This is a genomic window from Pseudomonas sp. MF6767 (genome assembly GCF_016405475.1).
Lineage (GTDB): Bacteria > Pseudomonadota > Gammaproteobacteria > Pseudomonadales > Pseudomonadaceae > Aquipseudomonas > Aquipseudomonas paracarnis.
On sequence record NZ_JAEKCY010000003.1, the window covers coordinates 276,802 to 298,159 of the forward strand.

20 protein-coding genes are annotated in these 21,358 nt (G+C 60.8%); 12 read left to right on the forward strand and 8 right to left on the reverse strand.

The window, feature by feature from the left end; genetic code table 11:
• The first annotated feature begins 97 nt into the window (after positions 1 to 97).
• Entirely contained in the window at positions 98 to 877 is a 780-nt protein-coding gene (gene fpr, locus JFT58_RS07475) for a ferredoxin-NADP reductase (RefSeq protein ID WP_003189055.1), read from the forward strand.
• A gap of 181 nt (positions 878 to 1,058) precedes the next feature.
• On the opposite strand, the gene tsaA is transcribed toward fpr, so the two are convergent.
• The 7 genes from tsaA to JFT58_RS07510 all read right to left on the reverse strand — a co-directional run bounded on the left by tsaA (position 1,059) and on the right by JFT58_RS07510 (position 5,953).
• Complete coding sequence (gene tsaA / locus JFT58_RS07480) at positions 1,059 to 1,754, reverse strand: tRNA (N6-threonylcarbamoyladenosine(37)-N6)-methyltransferase TrmO (RefSeq protein WP_054897101.1); 696 nt, start codon at positions 1,752 to 1,754, stop codon at positions 1,059 to 1,061.
• Positions 1,755 to 1,757: 3 nt separating this feature from the next.
• Positions 1,758 to 2,219: a DUF1456 family protein gene (locus JFT58_RS07485; RefSeq protein ID WP_005785469.1), complete on the reverse strand. Its 462-nt coding sequence runs from the start codon at positions 2,217 to 2,219 to the stop codon at positions 1,758 to 1,760.
• Between the two features lie 68 nt (positions 2,220 to 2,287).
• Complete coding sequence (locus JFT58_RS07490) at positions 2,288 to 2,998, reverse strand: rRNA pseudouridine synthase (RefSeq protein WP_014717183.1); 711 nt, start codon at positions 2,996 to 2,998, stop codon at positions 2,288 to 2,290.
• Between the two features lie 206 nt (positions 2,999 to 3,204).
• Complete coding sequence (locus tag JFT58_RS07495; RefSeq protein WP_054897102.1) at positions 3,205 to 3,675, reverse strand: GNAT family N-acetyltransferase; 471 nt, start codon at positions 3,673 to 3,675, stop codon at positions 3,205 to 3,207.
• 100 nt (positions 3,676 to 3,775) lie between these two features.
• Positions 3,776 to 5,116, reverse strand: coding sequence for a 30S ribosomal protein S12 methylthiotransferase RimO (rimO, locus tag JFT58_RS07500; RefSeq protein WP_003231334.1), 1,341 nt, complete (start codon positions 5,114 to 5,116; stop codon positions 3,776 to 3,778).
• Positions 5,117 to 5,297: 181 nt separating this feature from the next.
• Entirely contained in the window at positions 5,298 to 5,633 is a 336-nt protein-coding gene (locus tag JFT58_RS07505; protein ID WP_054897103.1) for an addiction module antidote protein, read from the reverse strand.
• A complete protein-coding gene (locus tag JFT58_RS07510; protein WP_054897104.1) occupies positions 5,630 to 5,953 on the reverse strand; it encodes a type II toxin-antitoxin system RelE/ParE family toxin in 324 nt (107 codons plus the stop codon). The genes JFT58_RS07505 and JFT58_RS07510 overlap by 4 nt, the downstream gene beginning before the upstream one ends.
• Positions 5,954 to 6,367: 414 nt before the next feature.
• Here JFT58_RS07510 and JFT58_RS07515 point away from each other — a divergent pair, with 414 nt between their 5' ends.
• The 4 genes from JFT58_RS07515 to JFT58_RS07530 all read left to right on the forward strand — a co-directional run bounded on the left by JFT58_RS07515 (position 6,368) and on the right by JFT58_RS07530 (position 10,532).
• Positions 6,368 to 8,269, forward strand: a complete 1,902-nt coding sequence (locus JFT58_RS07515; RefSeq protein ID WP_014717187.1) for a potassium transporter Kup — start codon at positions 6,368 to 6,370, stop codon at positions 8,267 to 8,269.
• Positions 8,270 to 8,395: 126 nt separating this feature from the next.
• The gene (locus JFT58_RS07520) at positions 8,396 to 9,502 is read left to right on the forward strand and encodes an NADH:flavin oxidoreductase/NADH oxidase (protein ID WP_034126499.1); all 1,107 of its coding nucleotides are present in this window, start codon (positions 8,396 to 8,398) and stop codon (positions 9,500 to 9,502) included.
• A 103-nt stretch (positions 9,503 to 9,605) separates the two neighbouring features.
• Positions 9,606 to 10,142, forward strand: a complete 537-nt coding sequence (locus tag JFT58_RS07525; protein WP_054897105.1) for a GNAT family N-acetyltransferase — start codon at positions 9,606 to 9,608, stop codon at positions 10,140 to 10,142.
• A gap of 204 nt (positions 10,143 to 10,346) precedes the next feature.
• On the forward strand, positions 10,347 to 10,532 hold the full coding sequence (locus JFT58_RS07530) for a hypothetical protein (protein WP_014717190.1): 186 nt from the start codon (positions 10,347 to 10,349) through the stop codon (positions 10,530 to 10,532).
• 53 nt (positions 10,533 to 10,585) lie between these two features.
• Here the strand turns inward: JFT58_RS07530 and JFT58_RS07535 are convergent, their stop codons facing one another.
• Entirely contained in the window at positions 10,586 to 12,211 is a 1,626-nt protein-coding gene (locus tag JFT58_RS07535; RefSeq protein ID WP_054897106.1) for a glucan biosynthesis protein D, read from the reverse strand.
• Positions 12,212 to 12,515: 304 nt separating this feature from the next.
• Here JFT58_RS07535 and JFT58_RS07540 point away from each other — a divergent pair, with 304 nt between their 5' ends.
• From JFT58_RS07540 to JFT58_RS07570, 7 genes are all read left to right on the forward strand, one after another.
• Positions 12,516 to 13,223 (forward strand): tellurite resistance TerB family protein, encoded by a 708-nt coding sequence (locus tag JFT58_RS07540; RefSeq protein WP_054897107.1) that lies wholly within the window; start codon positions 12,516 to 12,518, stop codon positions 13,221 to 13,223.
• 734 nt (positions 13,224 to 13,957) lie between these two features.
• Entirely contained in the window at positions 13,958 to 15,580 is a 1,623-nt protein-coding gene (locus JFT58_RS07545) for a methyl-accepting chemotaxis protein (protein WP_014717193.1), read from the forward strand.
• Positions 15,580 to 16,092 (forward strand): chemotaxis protein CheW, encoded by a 513-nt coding sequence (locus JFT58_RS07550; RefSeq protein WP_034126504.1) that lies wholly within the window; start codon positions 15,580 to 15,582, stop codon positions 16,090 to 16,092. Before JFT58_RS07545 ends, JFT58_RS07550 begins: the two co-directional genes overlap by 1 nt.
• A complete protein-coding gene (locus tag JFT58_RS07555) occupies positions 16,089 to 17,351 on the forward strand; it encodes a CheR family methyltransferase (protein ID WP_054897108.1) in 1,263 nt (420 codons plus the stop codon). The genes JFT58_RS07550 and JFT58_RS07555 overlap by 4 nt, the downstream gene beginning before the upstream one ends.
• On the forward strand, positions 17,348 to 18,049 hold the full coding sequence (locus JFT58_RS07560) for a chemotaxis protein CheW (protein WP_054897109.1): 702 nt from the start codon (positions 17,348 to 17,350) through the stop codon (positions 18,047 to 18,049). Before JFT58_RS07555 ends, JFT58_RS07560 begins: the two co-directional genes overlap by 4 nt.
• Entirely contained in the window at positions 18,046 to 20,325 is a 2,280-nt protein-coding gene (locus JFT58_RS07565) for a hybrid sensor histidine kinase/response regulator (protein ID WP_054897110.1), read from the forward strand. The genes JFT58_RS07560 and JFT58_RS07565 overlap by 4 nt, the downstream gene beginning before the upstream one ends.
• Complete coding sequence (locus JFT58_RS07570; protein WP_034126508.1) at positions 20,322 to 21,332, forward strand: chemotaxis response regulator protein-glutamate methylesterase; 1,011 nt, start codon at positions 20,322 to 20,324, stop codon at positions 21,330 to 21,332. Before JFT58_RS07565 ends, JFT58_RS07570 begins: the two co-directional genes overlap by 4 nt.
• Positions 21,333 to 21,358: the final 26 nt, after the last annotated feature.

The following is a 21,358-nucleotide window of genomic DNA, read 5'->3' on the forward strand; positions in this document are numbered from 1 at the left end:
ATAATCCAGTTAACAGATATTGTCGCCGCCATTAGAATGCTGTGCAATTGCGCATCCATACCTTTGGCGCAGACCCATTTCCAGGAGTCCCCCGTACATGAGCAACATGAACCACGAGCGTGTCCTCAGTGTTCATCACTGGAACGACACTCTGTTCAGCTTCAAGTGCACCCGCGATCCGGGCCTGCGCTTCGAGAACGGTCAGTTCGTGATGATCGGCCTGCAACAACCCAACGGCCGCCCGCTCATGCGCGCTTACTCCATTGCCAGCCCGAACTGGGAAGAGCATCTGGAGTTCTTCAGCATCAAGGTGCCCGATGGCCCGCTGACTTCCCAATTGCAGCATTTGAAGGAAGGCGACGAGATCATCATCAGCAAAAAACCGACGGGCACTCTGGTGCTTGACGATTTGAAGCCGGGCAAACACCTGTACCTGCTCAGCACCGGTACTGGCCTCGCTCCATTCATGAGCGTGATCCAGGACCCGGAGACCTATGAGCGTTTCGAAAAAGTGATCCTGTGCCACGGCGTGCGCTACGTCAACGAAGTCGCCTACCGCGAATTCATCACCGAGCACCTGCCGCAGAACGAGTTCTTCGGTGAGGCCCTGCGTGACAAGTTGATCTACTACCCGACCGTGACCCGCGAGCCGTTCGAAAACGAAGGCCGCCTGACCGACCTGATGCGCAGCGGCAAGCTGTTCAGCGACATCGGCCTGCCGCCAATCAATCCCGAGGACGACCGCGCCATGCTGTGCGGCAGCCCAAGCATGTTGGACGAGACCAGCGAAGTGTTGAACAGCTTTGGCCTCAAGGTTTCGCCACGGATGCGTGAGCCGGGTGACTACCTGATCGAGCGTGCGTTCGTCGAGAAGTGACTTCGGGTCACTTGTAGGAGCGAGCTTGCTCGCGAAGAACGCCAACGATAACGCTGGCATCTTGACTGAACGCGGTGCCTGCTCGTTTTTCGCGAGCAAGCTCGCTCCTACAGTCGAATGCGTTGCAAAGAAAAGCCCGCGTTGCCTGTGAAGGCAGCGCGGGCTTTTGCGTTTCTGCGATTTACTGCGCCGAAACCACTTCCAGCACACAAATCATCCCCGGCTCCGGGTAGTGCCAGCGCACATCCACATCCCAGAACCGCACACCGTATTCGCGTTCCGACGTCGGAATCTGATACGCCGGCCGCGGGTCCTGTGCCAGGCACTGTTCAATCAGCTCCACCAACGGTTCACCAAGGCGCTGTGCATGGCCTTGCGCCTGTTGCAGTGCAGCCTTGAGCCATTGCACGCCGATCAGCGCGGGCGCATCGCTGGCGATGTCGTTGGTGGCGGCATCCACGATATCGGCATAAGGCACATACGGCTTGATATCCAACACCGGCGTGCCATCGAGCAAATCTATGCCGGAAATCCACAGGCGCCCCGGTTCCACCTTGTCCAGCTTCACCACCGACTGGCCGATGCCATTGGGGCGATGGGTTGCGCGGGTGGCAAACACGCCCATGGACGTATTGCCGCCCAGGCGTGGCGGGCGCACTTTCAGGCGTGGCTTGTCTTCCAGGGCCTGATGAAACAGAAACAGCAGCCACACATGGCTGACCTGCTCCAGCCCCTGCACCGCCTCACCCTGGTCGAACGGCGCTACCAGCTCCAGCACGCCACGGGCAGCCGGTGCCAGTTGCGGTTGGCGCGGGATGGCGAACTTCTCCTTGAAACAGGAGCGTACGAAGCCGACGGGCGAGACCTGGTAACTCATGGCTTAGGCACGGACCCGCAAGGTCAGGCCCTTGAGGAAGTTACGCAGCAACTGATCGCCACAGGTGCGGTAGTTGGTATGACCAAACTTGCGAAACAGCGCGCTCAGCTCTGGCTTGGACACCGGGAACTCCGCCGCCTTGAGGATTGCATGCATGTCGTCTTCCTTCAGTTCGAAGGCCACGCGCAGCTTTTTCAGAATGATGTTGTTGGTCACCGGGGTTTCGATCGGTTGCGGCGGGCGGCTTTCGTCCTTGCCGCGCTTGAAAATCACCAAGCCATCGAGGAAGTGAGCCATGACTTCATCCGGGCAGAACACGAAGCCTTCTTCCTCATCTTTCTTGAGGTAGGTCAGTAGGTCTTCCTTGGTCACGTCCATGCCGCCGAGCTTGATGATCTCGACCATCTTGTTGTCGCTGATGTCGAGCATGTAGCGCACGCTGCGCAGTACGTCGTTGTGAATCATGATGGGCAATCCTGGTATTCAACTGATGACACCGCCGGAATCAGGCGGTGTCGGGAAAAGGGAACGGCTTAAAACTTTTCTTTGCCGGACAGGTAACGCCATTGGCCCACTGGCACCTTGCCAATGGACACGCCGCCGATGCGGATGCGGCGGATGGCGATGACTTTCAGGCCAACGGCTTCGCAGAACAGCGCGATCACGCCGGGTTGCGGGTTTTTCATCGCAAAGCGCAGGCGGTTCTCGTTCTGCCAGCTGGCTTTGACGGCAGGCAGCTCTTTGCCTTTGTAGGTCAGGCCGTGGTTCAAGCGGTTAAGGCCGTGGGCAACCATGTCGCCTTCGACTTCCACCACGTATTCCTGCTCGATCTTGGCGGCATCGGCGGTCAACTTGCGCAGAATCTTCCAGTCTTGGGTAAACACTAGCAGGCCACTGGCCTTGGCTTGCAGGTCGGCGCTGGCGCTCAGGCGCAGAAAGTGCCCCTTGAGCGGGCGCTTGCCGAAACGGTGCTCTTCAGAAAGGGTTTCGGCGCTGATCGAGGCCATGGCGGTTTCAGCATCCATGCCTGCGGGGGCGTGCATCAGGATGGTCACCGGCTCTGGCGCGGTGGCTTTAGCTTCCGGGTCCAGCTCGACCTTCTCGTCAGTGACCTTGAACTGCGGCTCGTCGATCACTTCGCCGTCCACCGAGACCCAGCCGCCTTCGATAAACAGCTCAGCCTCCCGACGGGAGCAACCGACCAGTTCGATAAGGCGTTTGGAGAGGCGTATGGGGTCAGTCATGACAAGGGCCGTAACAAAAGGGGGCCACTATTGTACCTGCCTGGCGCCGGTTAATCCCGGCTCCATTTCAGCGCATGTGCCTTAACATTATTTAACTGAGGCACCACGGATCAAATGTGGGAGCTGGCTTGCCTGCGATGGCGGTATACCAGCACCGGATGGGTAGACTGACCCGACGCCTTCGCAGGCAAGCCAGCTCCCACAGTTCAGGCATTACGGGCCCGTTGCTGCTGGTGTAGACGCAGGTGCAGCAATGGATAAGGCTGCCCAAGCCCATCATGTTCTGTTCGCCCGATCACCTCGAAGCCTTGCTTGAGGTAAAAGCCCAGGGCCTGGGGGTTCTGTTCGTTGACGTCCAGTTCATCGGCATTCATGTGTTCGATCGCGTAACCCAGCAATTGCCGGCCCAGTCCCTGGCCACGGTGGTGCGGGTCGATAAACAGCATTTCCACCTTGCCCGCCGACACTCCGGCGAACCCGGTGATGCGTTGGCATGAGTCCTTGGTGCAGATCAGCATGACCGCATCGAGGTACCGGGTCAGCACCAGGTTTTTCAACATGTCGATATAGCTGTCCGGGAGGAAGTCGTGGGTGGCGCGTACCGAGTTCTCCCAGATCTGCACCAGGCGCGTGTAGTCGCTGGTTTTAGGTGTGTGAATCACCGAATGCTGACGCATACCCGCTGTCCCTTGCTGTATTCGGGGTTGATGGACAATACGATAGACCTAAAAAAGCCCCGCATCTTCTCAGAGGCGAGGCTTTTTTATCACCGTGCGATCAGTCGCGCTTTTCAGCCCACAAGTCGTACTCGTCGGCGTCGGTCACGGTGCACCAGACTTTGTCACCCGGCTTCAGGCCGCTGGCATCGTCGATAAATACGTTACCGTCGATTTCTGGGGCGTCGAAGAAGCAACGACCTACCGCGCCTTGCTCGTCGACTTCATCGATCAGCACTTCGATTTCCTTGCCGATGCGCAGTTGCAGGCGTGCCGAGCTGATGGCCTGCTGGTGCGCCATGAAGCGCTCCCAACGGTCTTGCTTGACGTCGTCCGGTACCACGGCCAAGTCCAGCAGGTTGGCCGGTGCACCTTCCACCGGCGAGTACTGGAAGCAACCGACGCGGTCTAGCTGCGCTTCGGTCAGCCAGTCCAACAGGTACTGGAAGTCTTCCTCGGTCTCGCCGGGGAAACCGACGATGAAGGTGGAGCGGATGATCAGCTCCGGGCAGATCTCGCGCCAGTTCTTGATGCGTGCCAGGGTCTTGTCTTCAAACGCCGGGCGTTTCATCGCCTTGAGCACTTTCGGGCTGGCGTGCTGGAACGGGATGTCCAGGTACGGCAGGATCTTGCCGGCGGCCATCAACGGGATCAACTCGTCCACGTGCGGGTACGGGTAAACATAGTGCAGGCGCACCCACACGCCCAGGCTGCTGAGGGCTTCGCACAGCTCGGTCATGCGGGTTTTCACCGGCGCGCCGTTCCAGAAACCGGTGCGGTATTTCACATCGACGCCGTAGGCGCTGGTGTCCTGGGAGATCACCAGCAGCTCCTTGACGCCAGACTTGACCAGGCGCTGGGCCTCGTCGAGCACATCACCCACCGGGCGGCTTACCAGTTTGCCGCGCATCGACGGAATGATGCAGAAGCTGCAGCTGTGGTTGCAGCCTTCGGAAATCTTCAGATATGCGTAGTGACGCGGGGTCAGCTTGATGCCTTGAGGCGGCACCAGGTCGATCAGCGGATTGTGATCCTGGCGTGGCGGCACCACCTCGTGCACAGCGTTGACCACTTGCTCGTACTGCTGCGGGCCGGTCACCGCCAGCACACTCGGGTGCACGTTACGGATATTGCCTTCTTCCACACCCATGCAGCCGGTCACGATGACCTTGCCATTTTCCTTGATGGCTTCGCCGATCACTTCCAGGGATTCGGCCTTGGCCGAGTCGATGAAGCCGCAGGTGTTGACCACCACCACATCGGCGTCCTGGTAAGTGGACACGACGTCGTAGCCTTCCATACGCAATTGCGTGAGGATGCGCTCGGAGTCGACAAGCGCCTTCGGGCAACCCAGGGAAACAAAGCCAACCTTGGGGTTGGCTTTTGCGATGGTGGTGGACATGTCTAACCTCGGTATTGAATGACGCTGCCGGTCTTGCACGACAAGGCAACGGATGGGCGCTTGGTGCGCCTCTGATCAAAAAGTGCGCAATTCTATCGGCGGGCAGCGCACTTGACCAGCTTTATGCAGGGAAATACGACGAGTGCTGCGCCGGGTAATCCCCATAGCTACTGGCGCGCGCTTAAGCCTGGGCGTCTTGTTCTGTTCGGTGCGATACCACTTTAGACATGCCCACACCTAACGCCTGGAGGACTTTAAGCAAAGTGGAGAGCTTAGGATCACCGCCGACGCCGATGGACCTGTAGAGGTTTGCTCGATTGAGTCCTGTGTTCTGCGACAAGCTGAGCATCCCACCACGAGCTTCCGCCACTCGACGGATAGCGACAAGGAAAGCGTCCTCGCCACCGGCTTCATCTATTTCCTCAAGCGCGACAGATAAATATTCGAGGGCGAATGCTTCGTCGTTGCGAAGCATTTCCATAACGCTATCTTCGTGCGGGCGGGTACGAATGGTCATTTTTGCTGCACCTTGTAAGATTTCCAGAGAGCCTTGGCCTGATCGATATCGTTCTGCTGTCTGGCCTTCGAACCACCGCCCAATAGGAAAATGATTTTTCGATCCTGGACTGCGTAATACACGCGAAACCCTGGGCCGAAGTCGAGCTTCATCTCAAAGACCCCATCACCCACTGGCTCGGTAACGCCAAAGTGACCAAGGGACGCCCCATCCACTCTGGTGGTGATTCTTGCTTTCGAACGCGTGTCCTGCACTGTATCCAGCCAAGCCTGGTAGATATCCACGCCGTTGATTGACAGTACGTGTTTCACTTCGTACATGAGGAGTGTACCTTAAAAGAGACAGTCCGATAGTTGAGTTTTTGTATCGACTGCGCGCCATGCGAATGCACGAATGACTGATCAGGTAATCCGGCCAAGGCGCTCCTGCTCACACCACCCACGCAGCACGACTGAGCCGGGCCAGGAATATACGGTTGGCCGTAAATGTGATCAATGCAGGCAAAAAGGCGCCAAAGTGCTGCTGTGCCCGCTATGACTGATTGCCTAAAACGACACCCCGTTCACTTGAACGGGGAAATACGACGAGTGCTGCGCTATGCTTCGCGCCGTTGCGCACGGGTAAAGCCCTTGGGTCAATAAAACGTCTGTTACGAGAAGTAAAACAGCGCATGCTAGGGTCAGCTTAGAAGCGCTGTTTATAAAAGACCTCAGGTCAAAGGGCAGGAGTGGTTGATGGGTCAGGCAAGTAGTCAGGCAGCAGGTGCCGAGCATTCAAAAGCCAAGCCGATTGGCATGCTGGTAGCGGCGGTCGGGGTGGTTTATGGCGATATCGGGACCAGCCCGCTCTACACCCTTAAAGAGGTGTTCAACGGCGGTTATGGGGTGCAGGTCAACCATGACGGCGTCCTGGGGATCCTGGCGCTGATCTTCTGGTCGCTGATCTGGGTGGTGTCGATCAAGTACGTATTGTTCGTGCTGCGTGCCGACAACCAGGGCGAGGGCGGCATCATGGCCCTCACCGCGTTGGCCCGGCGAGCTGCCGGGAAGCACACGAAATTGCGCAGTTTCCTGGTGGTGTGTGGCCTGTGTGGCGCGGCGTTGTTCTACGGCGACAGTATGATCACCCCGGCAATTTCGGTGTTGTCGGCCATCGAAGGCTTGGAACTGGCGTTCGACGGCCTGGAAAAATGGGTAGTGCCCATTGCCCTGGTGGTGCTGGTGGCGCTGTTCCTGATCCAGAAACACGGCACCGACCGCATCGGCAAGCTGTTTGGCCCTGTGATGGTTACCTGGTTCCTGGTATTGGGCGGCCTGGGGGTGTACGGCATCCTGCAGCAGCCCGAAGTGCTCAATGCGCTGAATCCGGCATGGGGCGTGCGCTTCTTCATGGTTCACCCCGGTATTGGCGTGGCGATCCTCGGCGCGGTGGTGCTGGCATTGACCGGCGCTGAAGCGTTGTACGCCGACATGGGCCACTTCGGCCGCAAACCCATCGCCCGCGCCTGGTTCCTGCTGGTGCTGCCGGCGCTGGTGCTGAACTATTTTGGCCAGGGCGCGATGCTGCTGGGCGATCCGGAAGCGGCGCGCAACCCGTTCTACCTGCTGGCGCCGAGCTGGGCACTCGTCCCGTTGGTGGGCTTGTCCACCATGGCCACGGTGATTGCTTCCCAGGCGGTGATTTCCGGCGCGTTCTCGTTGACCCGCCAGGCAATCCAGCTGGGTTACATCCCGCGCATGCATATCCAGCACACCTCCAGTGCCGAACAGGGCCAGATCTACATCGGTGCAGTGAACTGGTCGTTGATGGTCGGCGTGATCCTGCTGGTGCTGGGTTTCGAATCCTCCGGCGCTCTGGCCTCGGCCTACGGTGTGGCGGTGACCGGCACCATGCTGATGACCACCATCCTGGTATCAGCGGTGATGCTGCTGCTGTGGAAATGGCCACCGGTGCTGGCCGTGCCGCTGTTGCTCTGCTGCCTGTTGGTGGATGGCCTGTTCTTCGCCGCCAACGCGCCGAAGATCCTCCAGGGCGGCGCCTTCCCGGTACTGGCGGGGATCGTGCTGTTCGTGCTGATGACCACCTGGAAGCGCGGCAAGCAATTGCTGGTCGGCCGTCTCGACGAGGGTGGCCTGCCGTTGCCGATCTTTATCAGCAGTATCCGCGTACAGCCGCCCCATCGCGTTCAGGGCACGGCGGTGTTCCTCACCGCGCGGCCCGACGCCGTGCCCCATGCGCTGTTGCACAACCTGCTGCATAACCAGGTGCTGCATGAGCAGGTGGTGCTGTTGACCGTGGTCTACGAAGACATTCCACGGGTGCCTGCGGCGCGACGCTTCGAGGTGGATGCCTATGGCGAAGGCTTCTTCCGGGTGATCCTGCACTTCGGGTTCACCGATGAACCGGACGTGCCTGAAGCGCTGAAACTGTGCCATCTGGATGACCTGGACTTCAGCCCGATGCGCACCACCTACTTCCTCAGCCGTGAAACGGTAATTGCCTCGCGCATCAAAGGCATGGCCCGTTGGCGTGAAGTGTTGTTTGCCTTCATGTTGAAAAACGCCAACGGCAACCTGCGGTTCTTCAAACTGCCGGTCAACCGTGTGATCGAGCTGGGCACCCAGGTCGAGATGTAAGGCGCTGCCTACCGGGAGTCGGCAATCGGCTCCCGCTTTCCTTTCTGAACCCTGTGCAAACGATGGTTGTCGACTAGGCTCTATGCACTGTTGAACAGTGCCCACAGAACCCAGAAGAGGTGCGCCATGAGTCAGCTGCTCGAACCTTATACCCTGCGCCAATTGACCCTGCTAAACCGCATCGCGGTTTCACCCATGTGCCAATACTCCAGCGACGATGGCCTGGCCAATGACTGGCACCTGGTGCACCTCGGCAGCCGGGCCGTAGGTGGCGCCGGGCTGATTTTTACCGAGGCCACGGCGGTGACCGCCGATGGCCGTATCACCGCCCAGGACCTGGGCCTGTGGAACGACACCCAGATCGAACCATTGCGGCGCATCACCCGTTTTATCGCGGCCCAGGGCGCGGTGGCGGGTATTCAATTGGCCCACGCCGGGCGCAAGGCCAGCACCCACCGGCCATGGATCGGCAAACACGGCAGCGTCAAGCCGGAGGAGGGCGGCTGGGTGCCGGTGGGGCCCTCGCCGATTGCCTTTGACCCCAATCACACCCAGCCCAAGCCACTGGACGAAGCACAGATCCAGCAAGTAATCGCCGACTTTGTCGCCGCCGCCAGGCGCGCCTTGACCGCAGGCTTTGAGGTGGTGGAAATCCATGCCGCCCACGGGTACCTGCTGCACCAGTTTCTCTCGCCGATCAGCAACCAGCGTCAGGACCACTACGGCGGCTCCTTCGAAAACCGCATTCGCCTGGTGCTGGAAGTCACCAAGGCCGTGCGCGCCGTGTGGCCTGAGGAGTTGCCGCTGTTTGTACGCGTGTCGGCCACCGATTGGGTGGAAGACGGCTGGAACCCGGATGAGACCGTGGAATTGGCGCGCCGCCTGAAAGACCTCGGGGTGGATCTGATCGACGTGTCGTCCGGTGGTACCGCCGCCAATGCCGAGATTCCCACCGGCCCCGGCTACCAGACGCGCTTCGCCGAGCGCGTGCGAAAGGAATCGGGCATCGCCACCGGCACGGTCGGCATGATTACCGAACCGGCCCAGGCCGAGCACATCCTGCGTACCTGCCAGGCTGACATTATTTTTCTGGCCCGTGAACTGCTGCGCGACCCGTACTGGCCGTTGCATGCCGACGATGACCTGGGCGGACGCAAAGCCATCTGGCCGGCGCAGTACCAGCGGGCAACCCATCGGGACCAGCCGATCCATGAGTCGGATCTGCGGGATTGACCCTACTTACCTCTGTGCCAAACCCACCCTGATACGGTGGGTTTTTTCTTGCTCGCGTTTATAGGAAGGCTGATCCTTGGCGGTTGTTAAGCAGGAGAAGCTTATGCTGGTGGAACGCGCGTTAACCGAAGACGATATTCCTTTGCTGGCAGCCATCGATCGTACGGAGCTGATCCCGGCGTGCTATCGCATGGACTGCGGCGAACTGGTGTTGTATGCCACACATCATGACATGCACGGCTGGCCCGAAGGCGAGGCTGAACAGGATGCGGTGGCGCTGCGTGCCTGCCTCCAGCGCGGCGGGTGGTTATGGGGCGTATTCGACGGCCAGGTGCTGGTTGCCGCAGTGGTGGTGGACAATCGGCCGTTCCATCACCAGGGCCTGCTGATGCGGCAGCTGAAATTCCTGCATGTCAGCCACAGTGCCCGCGGTTCTGGCCTGGGCGGGCGGTTGTTGGCGCTGGCTTGCGAGCACGGCCGGCAAGTGGGGGCCCAAGCACTCTATATCTCGGCGACGGAGTCGCGTAACACTGTGGACTTTTACCTGCGCCATGGTTGCCGTCTGTTGCAGCAACCCCACGCTGAGCTTTATGCGCAAGAACCGCTAGACATTCACCTGTATCGACCCCTGCGTGAGTAATGGCTGTAGGTTTTTATTACCGCCGTTATTTTTTAAGTTAATACTCTAAAAAAATCCCACGAATGATGAGATAGTTTCTACGCTAAGGGTAAGCCCGACTCCTGGCCCAGGGAGACAGGCGGTTGGTCCGCGAAGCCGTTGCGCTTCCCGGGAGTTTGGAAATGGGCACCAGGAGTGTTTGACTGATATCAGGAGTAGCGGTCCATGGCCAAGTCCTATGGCGTAGCGGGTGCGGTGGCGTCTTTTCTGAGCCGTCGGATGTCCTTGCGGGGTCGAAGGTTGAGTTCAGATGAGATGGAGTTGCTGGTGCAATACCGGGCGCTGACCGAGAGCGATCAGGTGGCGATGCGGTATCTGATTGGTGCGATGAAAAGCGTGTCGCGGTTCTAAGCCACCTGTGATCATTCCCACGCTGCGGCGTGGGAATGATCAGGCGGTTAGTTTCAGGTGTACTTGCGCTGCTCCGGTGCTGGCGGGAAGTACTGATACAGCCAGGTTTCACTCAGGGTGCGGTCCTGGGTTCGTATAAACAGGCGCAATTCGACGGGTTCCACGCTGTCGCTGGTGGGGTACCAGTCGAACAGGATGCGATAGCCCTTGATGTTATCCAGCACCAGCACGCTGAAATCCTTCACCTCACCATGGGAACAAGTCACCACCGGCTCGATGCCGGTGCCCGCTGGCAGGCGATCCAGGCCACCGCCCTTGAAGTCTACGGCGAAACGCCGCGCCCATACCTTCGGATAATGCTCGCCGGGTGCCCAGCCTTCGGTAAAGCCGCCCATGCCCGAACGGGTCGCGTCGACCTGTGCCAGCGGCGTGCTCACCGGCGGCAGTGCGCTCCAGTACAGCTTGTAGCCGTAGTTGAGCGAATCACCCGCGGCCACGGGCTTTTTCGGGGTCCAGAAGGCCACGATATTGTCCAGGGTTTCGCCAGTGGTGGGGATTTCCAGCAAGTCGATGGAGCCTTCGCCCCAGGCCGTGGTCGGTTCAACCCACAGGCTTGGGCGTTTGCTGTACCAGTCGACGGTGTCCTGGTAGCTGGCGAACTCATGGTCGGTCTGCACCAGGCCGAAGCCTTTGGGGTTGGTGTCGGCGAACGCGTTGAATTGCAGCTTGGCCGGGTTGTTCAGGGGCCGGCAGATCCACTCGCCGTTGCCGCGCCACATGGCCAGGCGGTCCGAGTCGTGGATTTGCGGGTGGATGGTGTCGCACATGCGGCGCTCATGGGTGCCGCAGCTGAACATACTGGTCATGGGCGCGATGCCCAGTTGCTCGATGGCGGTGCGCGCATTGATGTGCGCGTCGATCGCCATCACCACTTGGTTGGCCTGGCAGTCGATATCGAAGCGGTAGGCGCCGGTGGCGCTTGGCGAGTCGAGCAGGGCGTAGACCACAAAGCGCGTGGCGTTCTTGTCCGGAGTTTCGAACCAGAACTGCGTGAAATCGGGGAATTCCTCGCGTTTTTTCGCGTAGGTATCAATCGCCAGGCCACGCGCCGAGAGGCCGTACTGGCCGGTGGAATCCACCGCACGGAAGTAGCTGGCGCCGAGAAACGACAGCACGTCATGGCGGTCCAACTCCGGCGCCTTGAACAGCTTGAAGCCGGAGAAACCCAGGTCCCCGGTCAGTTGCTGGGTGTCCACCGTGGTTTTTTCATAGTTGAACAGTGAAGGGCGAAAATGCACTTCGCGGGCTTCACGGGTCTTTGGGTCGACGCTGTGCATACGCACCGGCGTCTTGAAGCCCATGCCGACGTGGAAGAACTGCACGTCCAGTTGGCCGTTCAACTCCTTCCACAGCGAATGGTTACGGTCATAGCCGATGGCGTTGAAATTCTGCGGGGTCATGGTGGCCAGGGTCGGCGGCAGCACCTGCTTAGTGTCCTGGTAGCCACGGGTGGCCAATTGCTTGGCCTGGGCCTTGAGCGATTCGAAATCGAACGCCACGGCCTTGCCATCGGCAGCCCGATTCCCGGCCCAGGCCTGCGCGGCCAGCAGGCCACTGGCCGACAAACCGGTGTAAGCCGCAATGGCCATGGATGCTTTGAGCAAATTCCTGCGGTGCATAGAGACAACCTGTCGTGAGCAAATCCCGCGCCGTTCCTGGCACGTATCGGATCAGAAATAACGGTTCGGACATGCCTTCGGCCAAACGCAACGGACAATAAACAGACGCCGGATAGCTTAAGCGGTTCGATGAACAAGGCAAATTGATTGATGGCGGGATGATGGCGTTGCATGTGCAACAAGACATTTCCAGCATCGCAGGAGGACGTTACATCTGGAAGCACTCTAGATCGCGGCTTTTTGGCACTTAGTTTTACGCTGGAGGCCTATTGGTCCTACGAACCCAAGTGTCTGGAGGCTACGAATGAATACCCGTGGATTGCTCGATCAGTTGCTCAAGTCTGGCCAGGACATGTTGCAAAACAAGGCCGGCGGCCAACGCAAATCCAATGACAAGGGCGCCCTCGGCGGCTTGCTCAGCGGTGGCGGGCTCGGCAGCATGCTCGGCGGTGCCGGCGGCGGCGCCCTGGCGGCGGGGGCCATGGGCTTGCTGCTGGGCAATAAGAAAGCCCGCAAATTCGGCGGCAAGGCGCTCACCTACGGCGGCTTGGCCGCACTGGGTGTGATTGCCTACAAGGCTTACGGCAACTGGCAAGCCCAGCAGGCCAGCGCGCCCCAAGGCGAGCCGCAAACCATCGACCGCCTGCCGGCTGACCAGGTGGAGCAACACAGCCAGGGCATTCTCAAGGCACTGGTGGCCGCGGCCAAGGCTGATGGGCATGTGGATGAGCGCGAGCGCGCCTTGATCGAAGGCGAATTTACCAAGCTGGACAACGACCACGAGCTGCAACACTGGCTGCACGCCGAACTCAACAAGCCCCTGGACCCAACCGACGTTGCCCGCGCCGCCAGCACCCCGGAAATGGCCGCCGAAATGTACATCGCCAGCGTGATGCTGGTGGACGAAGAAAACTTCATGGAAAAAGCCTACCTGGACGAACTGGCACGCCAACTGAAACTTGAACCAGGCTTGAAGCTTGAGCTGGAAAAACAAGTACGGCTAAACGCATAAATAGGGCCACACGCCAGTCAAACCTGTGGGAGCGGGCTTGCCCGCGAATGCGGTGGGCCAGTCACTCTATTTCTGACTGACTGACTGACTGACTGACTGACTCACGCCATCGCGGCATAGGCACCAACACCGTAACCACGATGCGAAGCGAGCCGCTCTTGATCTTGCTTTTGATCTGCTTGTGATCTTGATCTCAGGCGCCCCGTTAAACCACGCTGGCCGGAATTCGACAGGGATTTGGGGGGTAAACCGGCAGGGATGCCGGTTTAGCCGCCCCGCGCCATGGATGGCGCGTGGCGGCGGCCCCCCAAATCACTGGCGGATTACGGGCACACCGAGCCTGGGCGAGGTGCCGAGTGGTGGGGCAAGAGCGTTTTGCTTACTTTTGCGCTTTTCAAAAGTGAGCCGCCGTCAGGGCGGAACCCTAAGCGGCCATTGCCGCAGGAATGGATATGTACACAATCCAGCTGTGTTGACTGTCAGGCCGCCATCGCAGGCAAGTCAGCTCCCACATTCAGATCGTGGGGGGGCAGGTGGGTAGGCGTCGGCTGTCAGGCCGTCACGGGAGCAAGCTCCCTCGCCACAGGTCCAGCGCCGTACCAAAATTGTGTAGATAGCTGTGGCCAACGCGAGCACATCTGCATTCTGTGCACTGCACATCAAAAGCCTTGATAAAAGCGCGCAGCCGCTCAGCTATACTCCCCTCCATTTGAATGGCCCTGCGAGGAATTACTGTGAAGAACTGGACCCTGCGCCAAAGGATTTTGGCGAGCTTTGCGGTAATTATCGCGATCATGCTGCTGATGGTCGTGGTCTCGTATTCGCGCCTGCTGAAAATCGAAATCAGCGAAAACTCAGTGCGGGACGATGCGGTGCCCGGGGTGTTTTTCAGCTCCATGATTCGTAGCGCCTGGGTCGACAGCTACCTGCAGACCCAGGAGTTGGTCGGGATCCACGAGAACCAGGGCATTTCCGAAACCGACAAACAGGACTACAAGTCTTTCGAGGCTCGGCTTGAGCAACATATGGCCAGCTACGCAGGGACGATCAATATCACCCAGGATCGCACCGAATTCGATGCCTTCGAAAAACTGCACCAGAGCTACAACCAGATTCTCGCCCAGGTCTTGGCGGCCCATCAGAGCAATAACGCCGCCGAAGCACTGAGGTTGTTCAACGAGCAACTGACCCCCGCCTGGACCGCAGGCCGCATGAAGCTCAATGACATTATCAACGAAAACAAGCAGGTCGCCGACAACGCCACCGCCGCCATCGATGATGCGGTAGCGGCCGCGAAGATCAGCATGGGCGTCTCGCTGTTGCTGGCGATTCTCGCCGCCGCGCTGTGTGGCCTGTTGCTGATGCGCGCGATCATGGCGCCGATGCAGCGCATCGTTCAAATCCTCGAAGTCATGCGCACCGGCGACCTGAGCAAGCGCCTGAATCTGGAGCGCAAGGATGAATTCAACGCGGTTGAAACCGGCTTCAACGACATGATGACCGAGCTGACTGCTCTGGTGTCCCAGGCGCAGCGTTCATCGGTACAGGTCACTACCTCGGTCACCGAAATTGCCGCGACCTCCAAGCAGCAACAGGCGACCGCTACCGAAACAGCGGCCACGACCACAGAAATCGGCGCCACTTCCCGCGAAATTGCCGCCACGTCCAAGGACTTGGTCCGCACCATGACCGAGGTGTCTACCGCCGCCGACCAGGCCTCGGTGGCTGCCGGTTCTGGCCAGCAGGGCCTGGCCCGCATGGAAGAAACCATGCACTCGGTGATGGGCGCCGCCGACCTGGTCAACGCCAAGCTGGCGATCCTCAATGAGAAGGCCGGCAACATCAACCAGGTGGTAGTCACCATCGTCAAGGTGGCCGACCAGACCAACCTGTTGTCCCTCAATGCTGCGATCGAGGCTGAGAAAGCCGGTGAGTACGGGCGCGGCTTTGCCGTGGTTGCCACCGAAGTGCGCCGCCTGGCCGACCAGACCGCTGTGGCGACCTACGACATTGAGCAGATGGTGCGTGAGATCCAGTCGGCGGTGTCGGCAGGGGTGATGGGCATGGACAAATTCTCCGAGGAGGTGCGCCGCGGCATGTCTGAGGTGCAGCAAGTGGGCGAGCAACTGTCGCAGATCATCCATCAGGTACAGGCCCTGGCGCCGCGGGTGCTGATGGTCAACGAAGGCATGCAGGCCCAGGCCACCGGTGCCGAGCAGATCAACCACGCGCTGGTGCAATTGGGCGATGCCAGCAGCCAGACCGTCGAATCCCTGCGCCAGGCCAGCTTTGCCATTGATGAACTGAGCCAGGTTGCGGTCGGTCTGCGCAGCGGCGTCTCGCGTTTCAAAGTCTGATGAGCGAACTCGCGGCTAAACGCGGTGCCGTCCCGGCAGCGAAAAAGGCGTTGTTTCTGGTGTTTCGCATCGGCAACGAACGCTTTGCCCTCAAGGCTACGGAAGTGGCCGAGGTGCTGCCGCGCCTGGCGCTCAAACCTATCGCCCAAGCGCCCTTGTGGGTGGCGGGTATCTTCGCCCATCGTGGGGTGCTGGTGCCGGTCATCGACTTGAGCGCCCTGACGTTCGGCACTTCGGCCCAGGCGCGTACCAGCACGCGCCTGGTGCTGGTCAATTACCAGCCGCAGCCCTGGAGTGAGGCGCGTTGGCTGGGGCTGATTTTGGAACAGGCCACCGACACCCTGCGTTGCGACCCCGCCGAATTCCAGCCCTATGGCCTGGACAACCGGCAGGCGCCGTACCTGGGGCCGGTGCGTGAAGATGCCCAGGGCTTGATGCAGTGGATTGGCGTTGCGGATCTGTTGACCGCGCCAGTGCGCGCCTTGCTGTTTTCCGCCGAGTTGAGCCTATGAGCAATGACCCGCGGTTTTTCGCGTTTTTGAAAGAACGCATCGGCCTGGACGTCGCTTCGGTGGGCGAGGCGATTATCGAACGCGCGGTGCGCCAGCGCTGCCAGTCGTCCCAGTCGCAGTCGGCGGAGGCTTACTGGCAACACCTGCAAACCTCCCATGACGAGCAGCAGGCGCTGATCGAAGCGGTGATCGTCCCCGAGACCTGGTTTTTCCGCTATCCCGAATCCTTTGCAACCCTGGCTCGCCTGGCCCAGGCACGCTTGGCCGAGATCAACCAGATGCGCGCCCTGCGTATTCTCAGCCTGCCGTGTTCGACCGGCGAAGAACCCTATTCGATTGCCATGGCCTTGCTCGATGCGGGGTTGGCGCCCCACCAGTTCAAAGTGCAGGGCATGGATGTCAGCCCGCTGTCGGTGGAGCGCGCGCGGCGGGGCGTGTACGGCAAGAACTCGTTTCGCGGCGCCGACCTTGAGTTTCGTGACCGTCACTTCACTGAAGACGCAGGTAATTACCGCATCGCCGACCGGGTGCGCGAACAAGTGCGCCTGCAAGTCGGCAACTTGCTGGACCCGGCACTGCTGGCGAATGAGCCAACCTACGATTTTGTGTTCTGCCGCAACTTGCTGATCTACTTCGACCAGCCGACCCAGAAACAGGTCTTTGATGTGCTCAAGGCATTGACTCACGTAGACGGTGTGCTGTTTATCGGCCCGGCCGAGGGCAGCCTGCTGGGGCGTCACGGCATGCGCTCCATCGGTGTGCCGCAGTCCTTTGCCTTCAGTCGGCATGTAGAACCGGCCCCGCCGGTTGCACCTGTGGTCAAACCGACGCCCGCGCCGCTACCGCAGCGCAGGGCGGTGCCGATACCGCTCAAGCCGCGGCCGTTCAGCACCGTCAGCCCCAACGTGCCACCGGTCAAAGTGGTGACTACCGATGCCGGGGATTTGCTCAGCCAGATCGCAACCCTGGCCAACGAGGGCAAAAGTGCCGAGGCCCGAGCGGCCTGCGAACGGTATTTGAGCAGTCACCCGCCGGCCGCCCAGGTGTTTTACTGGTTGGGGCTGCTCAGCGATGTGGCTGGCAGTGCCCTGGAGGCCCAAGGGTATTACCGAAAAGCCCTGTATCTGGAACCGCAGCATCCCCAGGCCCTGATGCACCTGGCCGCGTTGCTCGAGTCCCAGGGTGACAGTGCCGGCGCGCGCCGTCTTCAGGCACGCGCCGCCCGTAGCGAGCGAGCTGACAGTGAGTCCAAACGATGAGTAGTCCTGGCGCGCTCGACACCGCAGGCCTGGACCTGACGCTGACCGATACCCAAGCCATTGACGACTGTTGGAACCGCATCGGTATTCATGGCGACAAGTCCTGCCCGTTGTTGGCCGAGCATATCCACTGCCGCAATTGCTCGGTGTATTCCGCCGCCGCCACACGCCTGCTCGACCGCTACGCACTGCAACAGGACGACCATCACGCGCAGGCAACTGCCGAAGCGGATAACGAGGTGGTCACCCGTTCGCTGTTGATGTTCCGCCTCGGCGAAGAATGGCTCGGTATCGCCACCCGTTGCCTGGTGGAAGTGGCGCCGTTGCAGCCGATCCACTCGCTGCCGCACCAGCGTTCCCGAGCGCTGCTGGGCGTGGCCAACGTACGCGGGGCGCTGGTGGCGTGCCTCTCACTGGTGGAACTGTTGGGCCTGGACAGCACCAGTGCCGGCTCCAGCGGCGGGCGGATCATGCCGCGCATGCTGATCATCGCTGCCCAGGACGGCCCGGTCGTGGTGCCGGTGGATGAAGTAGACGGTATCCATGCCATCGATGAGCGCACCTTGAAGGCCGCATCGGTGTCCGGCACCCAGGCCAGCGCACGCTACACCCAAGGCGTGTTGCAGTGGAAAGGCCGCAGCCTGCGTTGGCTGGACGAAGCGCAATTGTTGTCCGCCGTGACCCGGAGCCTCGCATGACCCCCGACCAGATGCGCGATGCCTCGCTGTTGGAACTGTTCAGCCTGGAGGCTGATGCGCAGACCCAAGTGTTGAGCGCGGGCCTGCTGGCGCTGGAACGCAACCCGACCCAGGCCGACCAGCTCGAAGCCTGCATGCGCGCCGCGCATTCACTTAAAGGGGCGGCGCGGATTGTCGGTGTGGATGCCGGCGTCAGCGTGGCCCACGTCATGGAAGATTGCCTGGTCAGCGCCCAGGAAGGCCGTCTGTATCTGCAACCTGAACATATCGACGCATTACTGCAAGGCACTGATCTGCTGATGCGTATCGCCACCCCGGGCAACGATGTGGGGCCGGCGGATATCGAGGCGTACGTAGCGCTGATGGAGCGCTTGCTCGATCCCTCGCAGCCGATTGCGACGCCCGCGCCAAAACCCGAGCCCATCCCCGCGCCGCGGGTTGACGCGCTGCTGCTGGAGCCCGAGCTGGAGCCTGCGCCACCGCTCGGCAGTGACGCGCCGCGCCAGAACAAGCGCATGACCGAAGGCGGCGAGCGTGTGCTGCGGGTGACGGCTGAGCGCTTGAACAGTCTGTTGGACTTGTCCAGCAAATCCCTGGTGGAAACCCAGCGGCTCAAGCCGTACCTGGCCAGCCTGCAACGCCTCAAGCGCATTCAAAGTAACAGCTTGCGTGCGCTGGATGCCCTGGACGGCCAGCTCAAGTCGCTGGATCTGAACCTGGAAGCCCAGGAGGCCCTGGCCGATACCCGTCGCCTGCTGAGTGAAGCCCAGGCCCTGCTGGCGGAAAAAAACGCCGAGCTGGATGAGTTCGGCTGGCAGGCCGGCCAGCGCGCCCAGGTGCTCTACGACACCGCATTGGCCTGCCGCATGCGGCCGTTTGCCGATGTGCTGGCCGGGCAGGTGCGCATGGTGCGTGACTTAGGTCGCAGCCTGGGCAAGCAAGTGCGCCTGGAGATTGAGGGCGAAAAGACCCAGGTCGACCGGGACGTGCTGGAAAAACTCGAAGCGCCGCTCACCCATCTATTACGCAATGCGGTCGATCACGGCATCGAACCCCCTGAGCAACGCGTGCTGGCGGGCAAGCCGGCGGAAGGCTTGATTCGCCTGCGTGCGTCCCATCAGGCCGGGTTGTTGGTGCTGGAATTGAGCGATGACGGCAACGGTGTCGACCTCGAGCGCCTGCGCGGCACCATCGTCGACCGCCATCTGTCGCCGGTTGAAACGGCCCTGCGTCTGAGTGAAGAGGAACTGCTCACGTTCCTCTTCTTGCCAGGGTTCAGCCTGCGCGACAAAGTCACCGAAGTGTCCGGGCGCGGGGTCGGCCTGGACGCGGTGCAACATATGGTTCGTCAACTGCGCGGCGCGGTGGTGCTGGAGCAGACGGCGGGGCAGGGCAGCCGCTTCCATCTTGAGGTGCCGTTGACCCTGTCGGTGGTGCGCAGCCTGGTGGTGGAAGTCGGCGAAGAAGCCTATGCCTTTCCCCTGGCGCATATCGAACGCATGTGCGACCTGGCGCCCGACGACATCGTGCAGTTGGAAGGCCGCCAGCATTTCTGGCATGAGGGCCGGCACGTCGGCCTGGTTGCCGCCAGCCAGTTGCTGCAGCGCCCGCCGGGGCAGAACCCGTCAGATACCTTGAAGGTGGTGGTGATCCGCGAGCGCGATGCCGTATACGGGATTGCCGTGGAGCGTTTTATCGGCGAGCGCACCCTGGTGGTGTTGCCGCTGGATGATCGTCTGGGGAAAGTCCAGGACATTTCCGCCGGGGCCTTGCTCGATGACGGCTCGGTGGTGTTGATCGTCGATGTCGAAGACATGCTGCGTTCGGTGGATAAATTGCTCAACACCGGTCGCCTGGAGCGCATTGCCCGGCGCAGCCAGCAGGCCACCGAAGCGCCGCGCAAGCGTGTGCTGGTGGTGGACGACTCACTGACGGTGCGCGAGCTGCAACGCAAATTATTACTCAATCGTGGTTATGAAGTCGCTGTTGCGGTCGATGGCATGGATGGCTGGAACGCATTGCGCTCCGAGGACTTCGACCTGCTTATCACTGATATTGATATGCCTCGCATGGACGGTATTGAATTGGTCACACTTTTGCGCCGTGACAGTCGCCTGCAATCGTTGCCGGTGATGGTGGTTTCCTACAAGGATCGTGAAGAAGACCGCCGCCGTGGCCTCGACGCCGGGGCCGACTATTATCTAGCCAAAGCCAGTTTCCATGACGACGCCTTGCTCGACGCCGTGGTTGAACTGATTGGAGGCGCCCGGGCATGAGGATTGCGATCGTCAATGACATGCCCCTGGCGGTGGAGGCCTTGCGCCGCGCCCTGAGTTACGAGCCCGCCCACGAGGTGGTATGGGTGGCCAGCAATGGCCTGGAAGCGGTACAGCGTTGCGCCGAGCTGACCCCGGACCTGATCCTGATGGACCTGATCATGCCGGTGATGGATGGGGTGGAGGCCACCCGGCAGATCATGGCCGACACGCCTTGCCCGATTGTGATCGTCACTGTCGACCGCCAGGCCAACGTCAGCCGCGTATTCGAAGCCATGGGCCACGGCGCCCTGGATGTGGTGGACACCCCGGCACTGGGCGTTGGCAACCCTAAGGATGCGGCCGCGCCCCTGCTGCGCAAGATCCTCAATATTGGTTGGCTGATCGGCCAGCGCGGCACGCGGGTGCGTGCCGAAACCCCGCCGCAGCGGGTCACCGGCAAGCGTCAACGGCTGGTGGCCATTGGTTCTTCGGCTGGTGGGCCGGCGGCACTGGAAGTTCTGCTCAAGGGTTTGCCCCGGGATTTTCCCGCCGCCATCGTGCTGGTACAGCATGTGGACCAGGTCTTCGCCGCCGGCATGGCCGAGTGGCTGAGCAGCGCTTCCGGCCTGCCGGTGCGCCTGGCCTGTGAGGGCGAGCCGCCTCAACCCGGCGTGGTATTGCTGGCCGGAACCAACCACCATATTCGCTTGTTGAAAAATGGCACGTTAGCCTATACCGCAGAGCCGGTGAACGAGATTTACCGGCCCTCCATCGACGTGTTTTTCGAAAGCGTCGCCAGTTACTGGAACGGTGACGCCGTTGGCGTCTTGCTCACCGGCATGGGGCGCGACGGCGCCCAGGGCCTCAAGCTGATGCGTGAACAAGGATATTTGACCATCGCCCAGGACCAGCAGAGCTCGGCGGTGTATGGCATGCCCAAAGCGGCGGCGGCGATTGATGCTGCTGTTGAAATTCGCCCACTGGATAGAATTGCGCCCCGATTGCTGGAGGTCTTTGCAAAATGAACAAAAATCTCCCGCCGTGCTGGCTT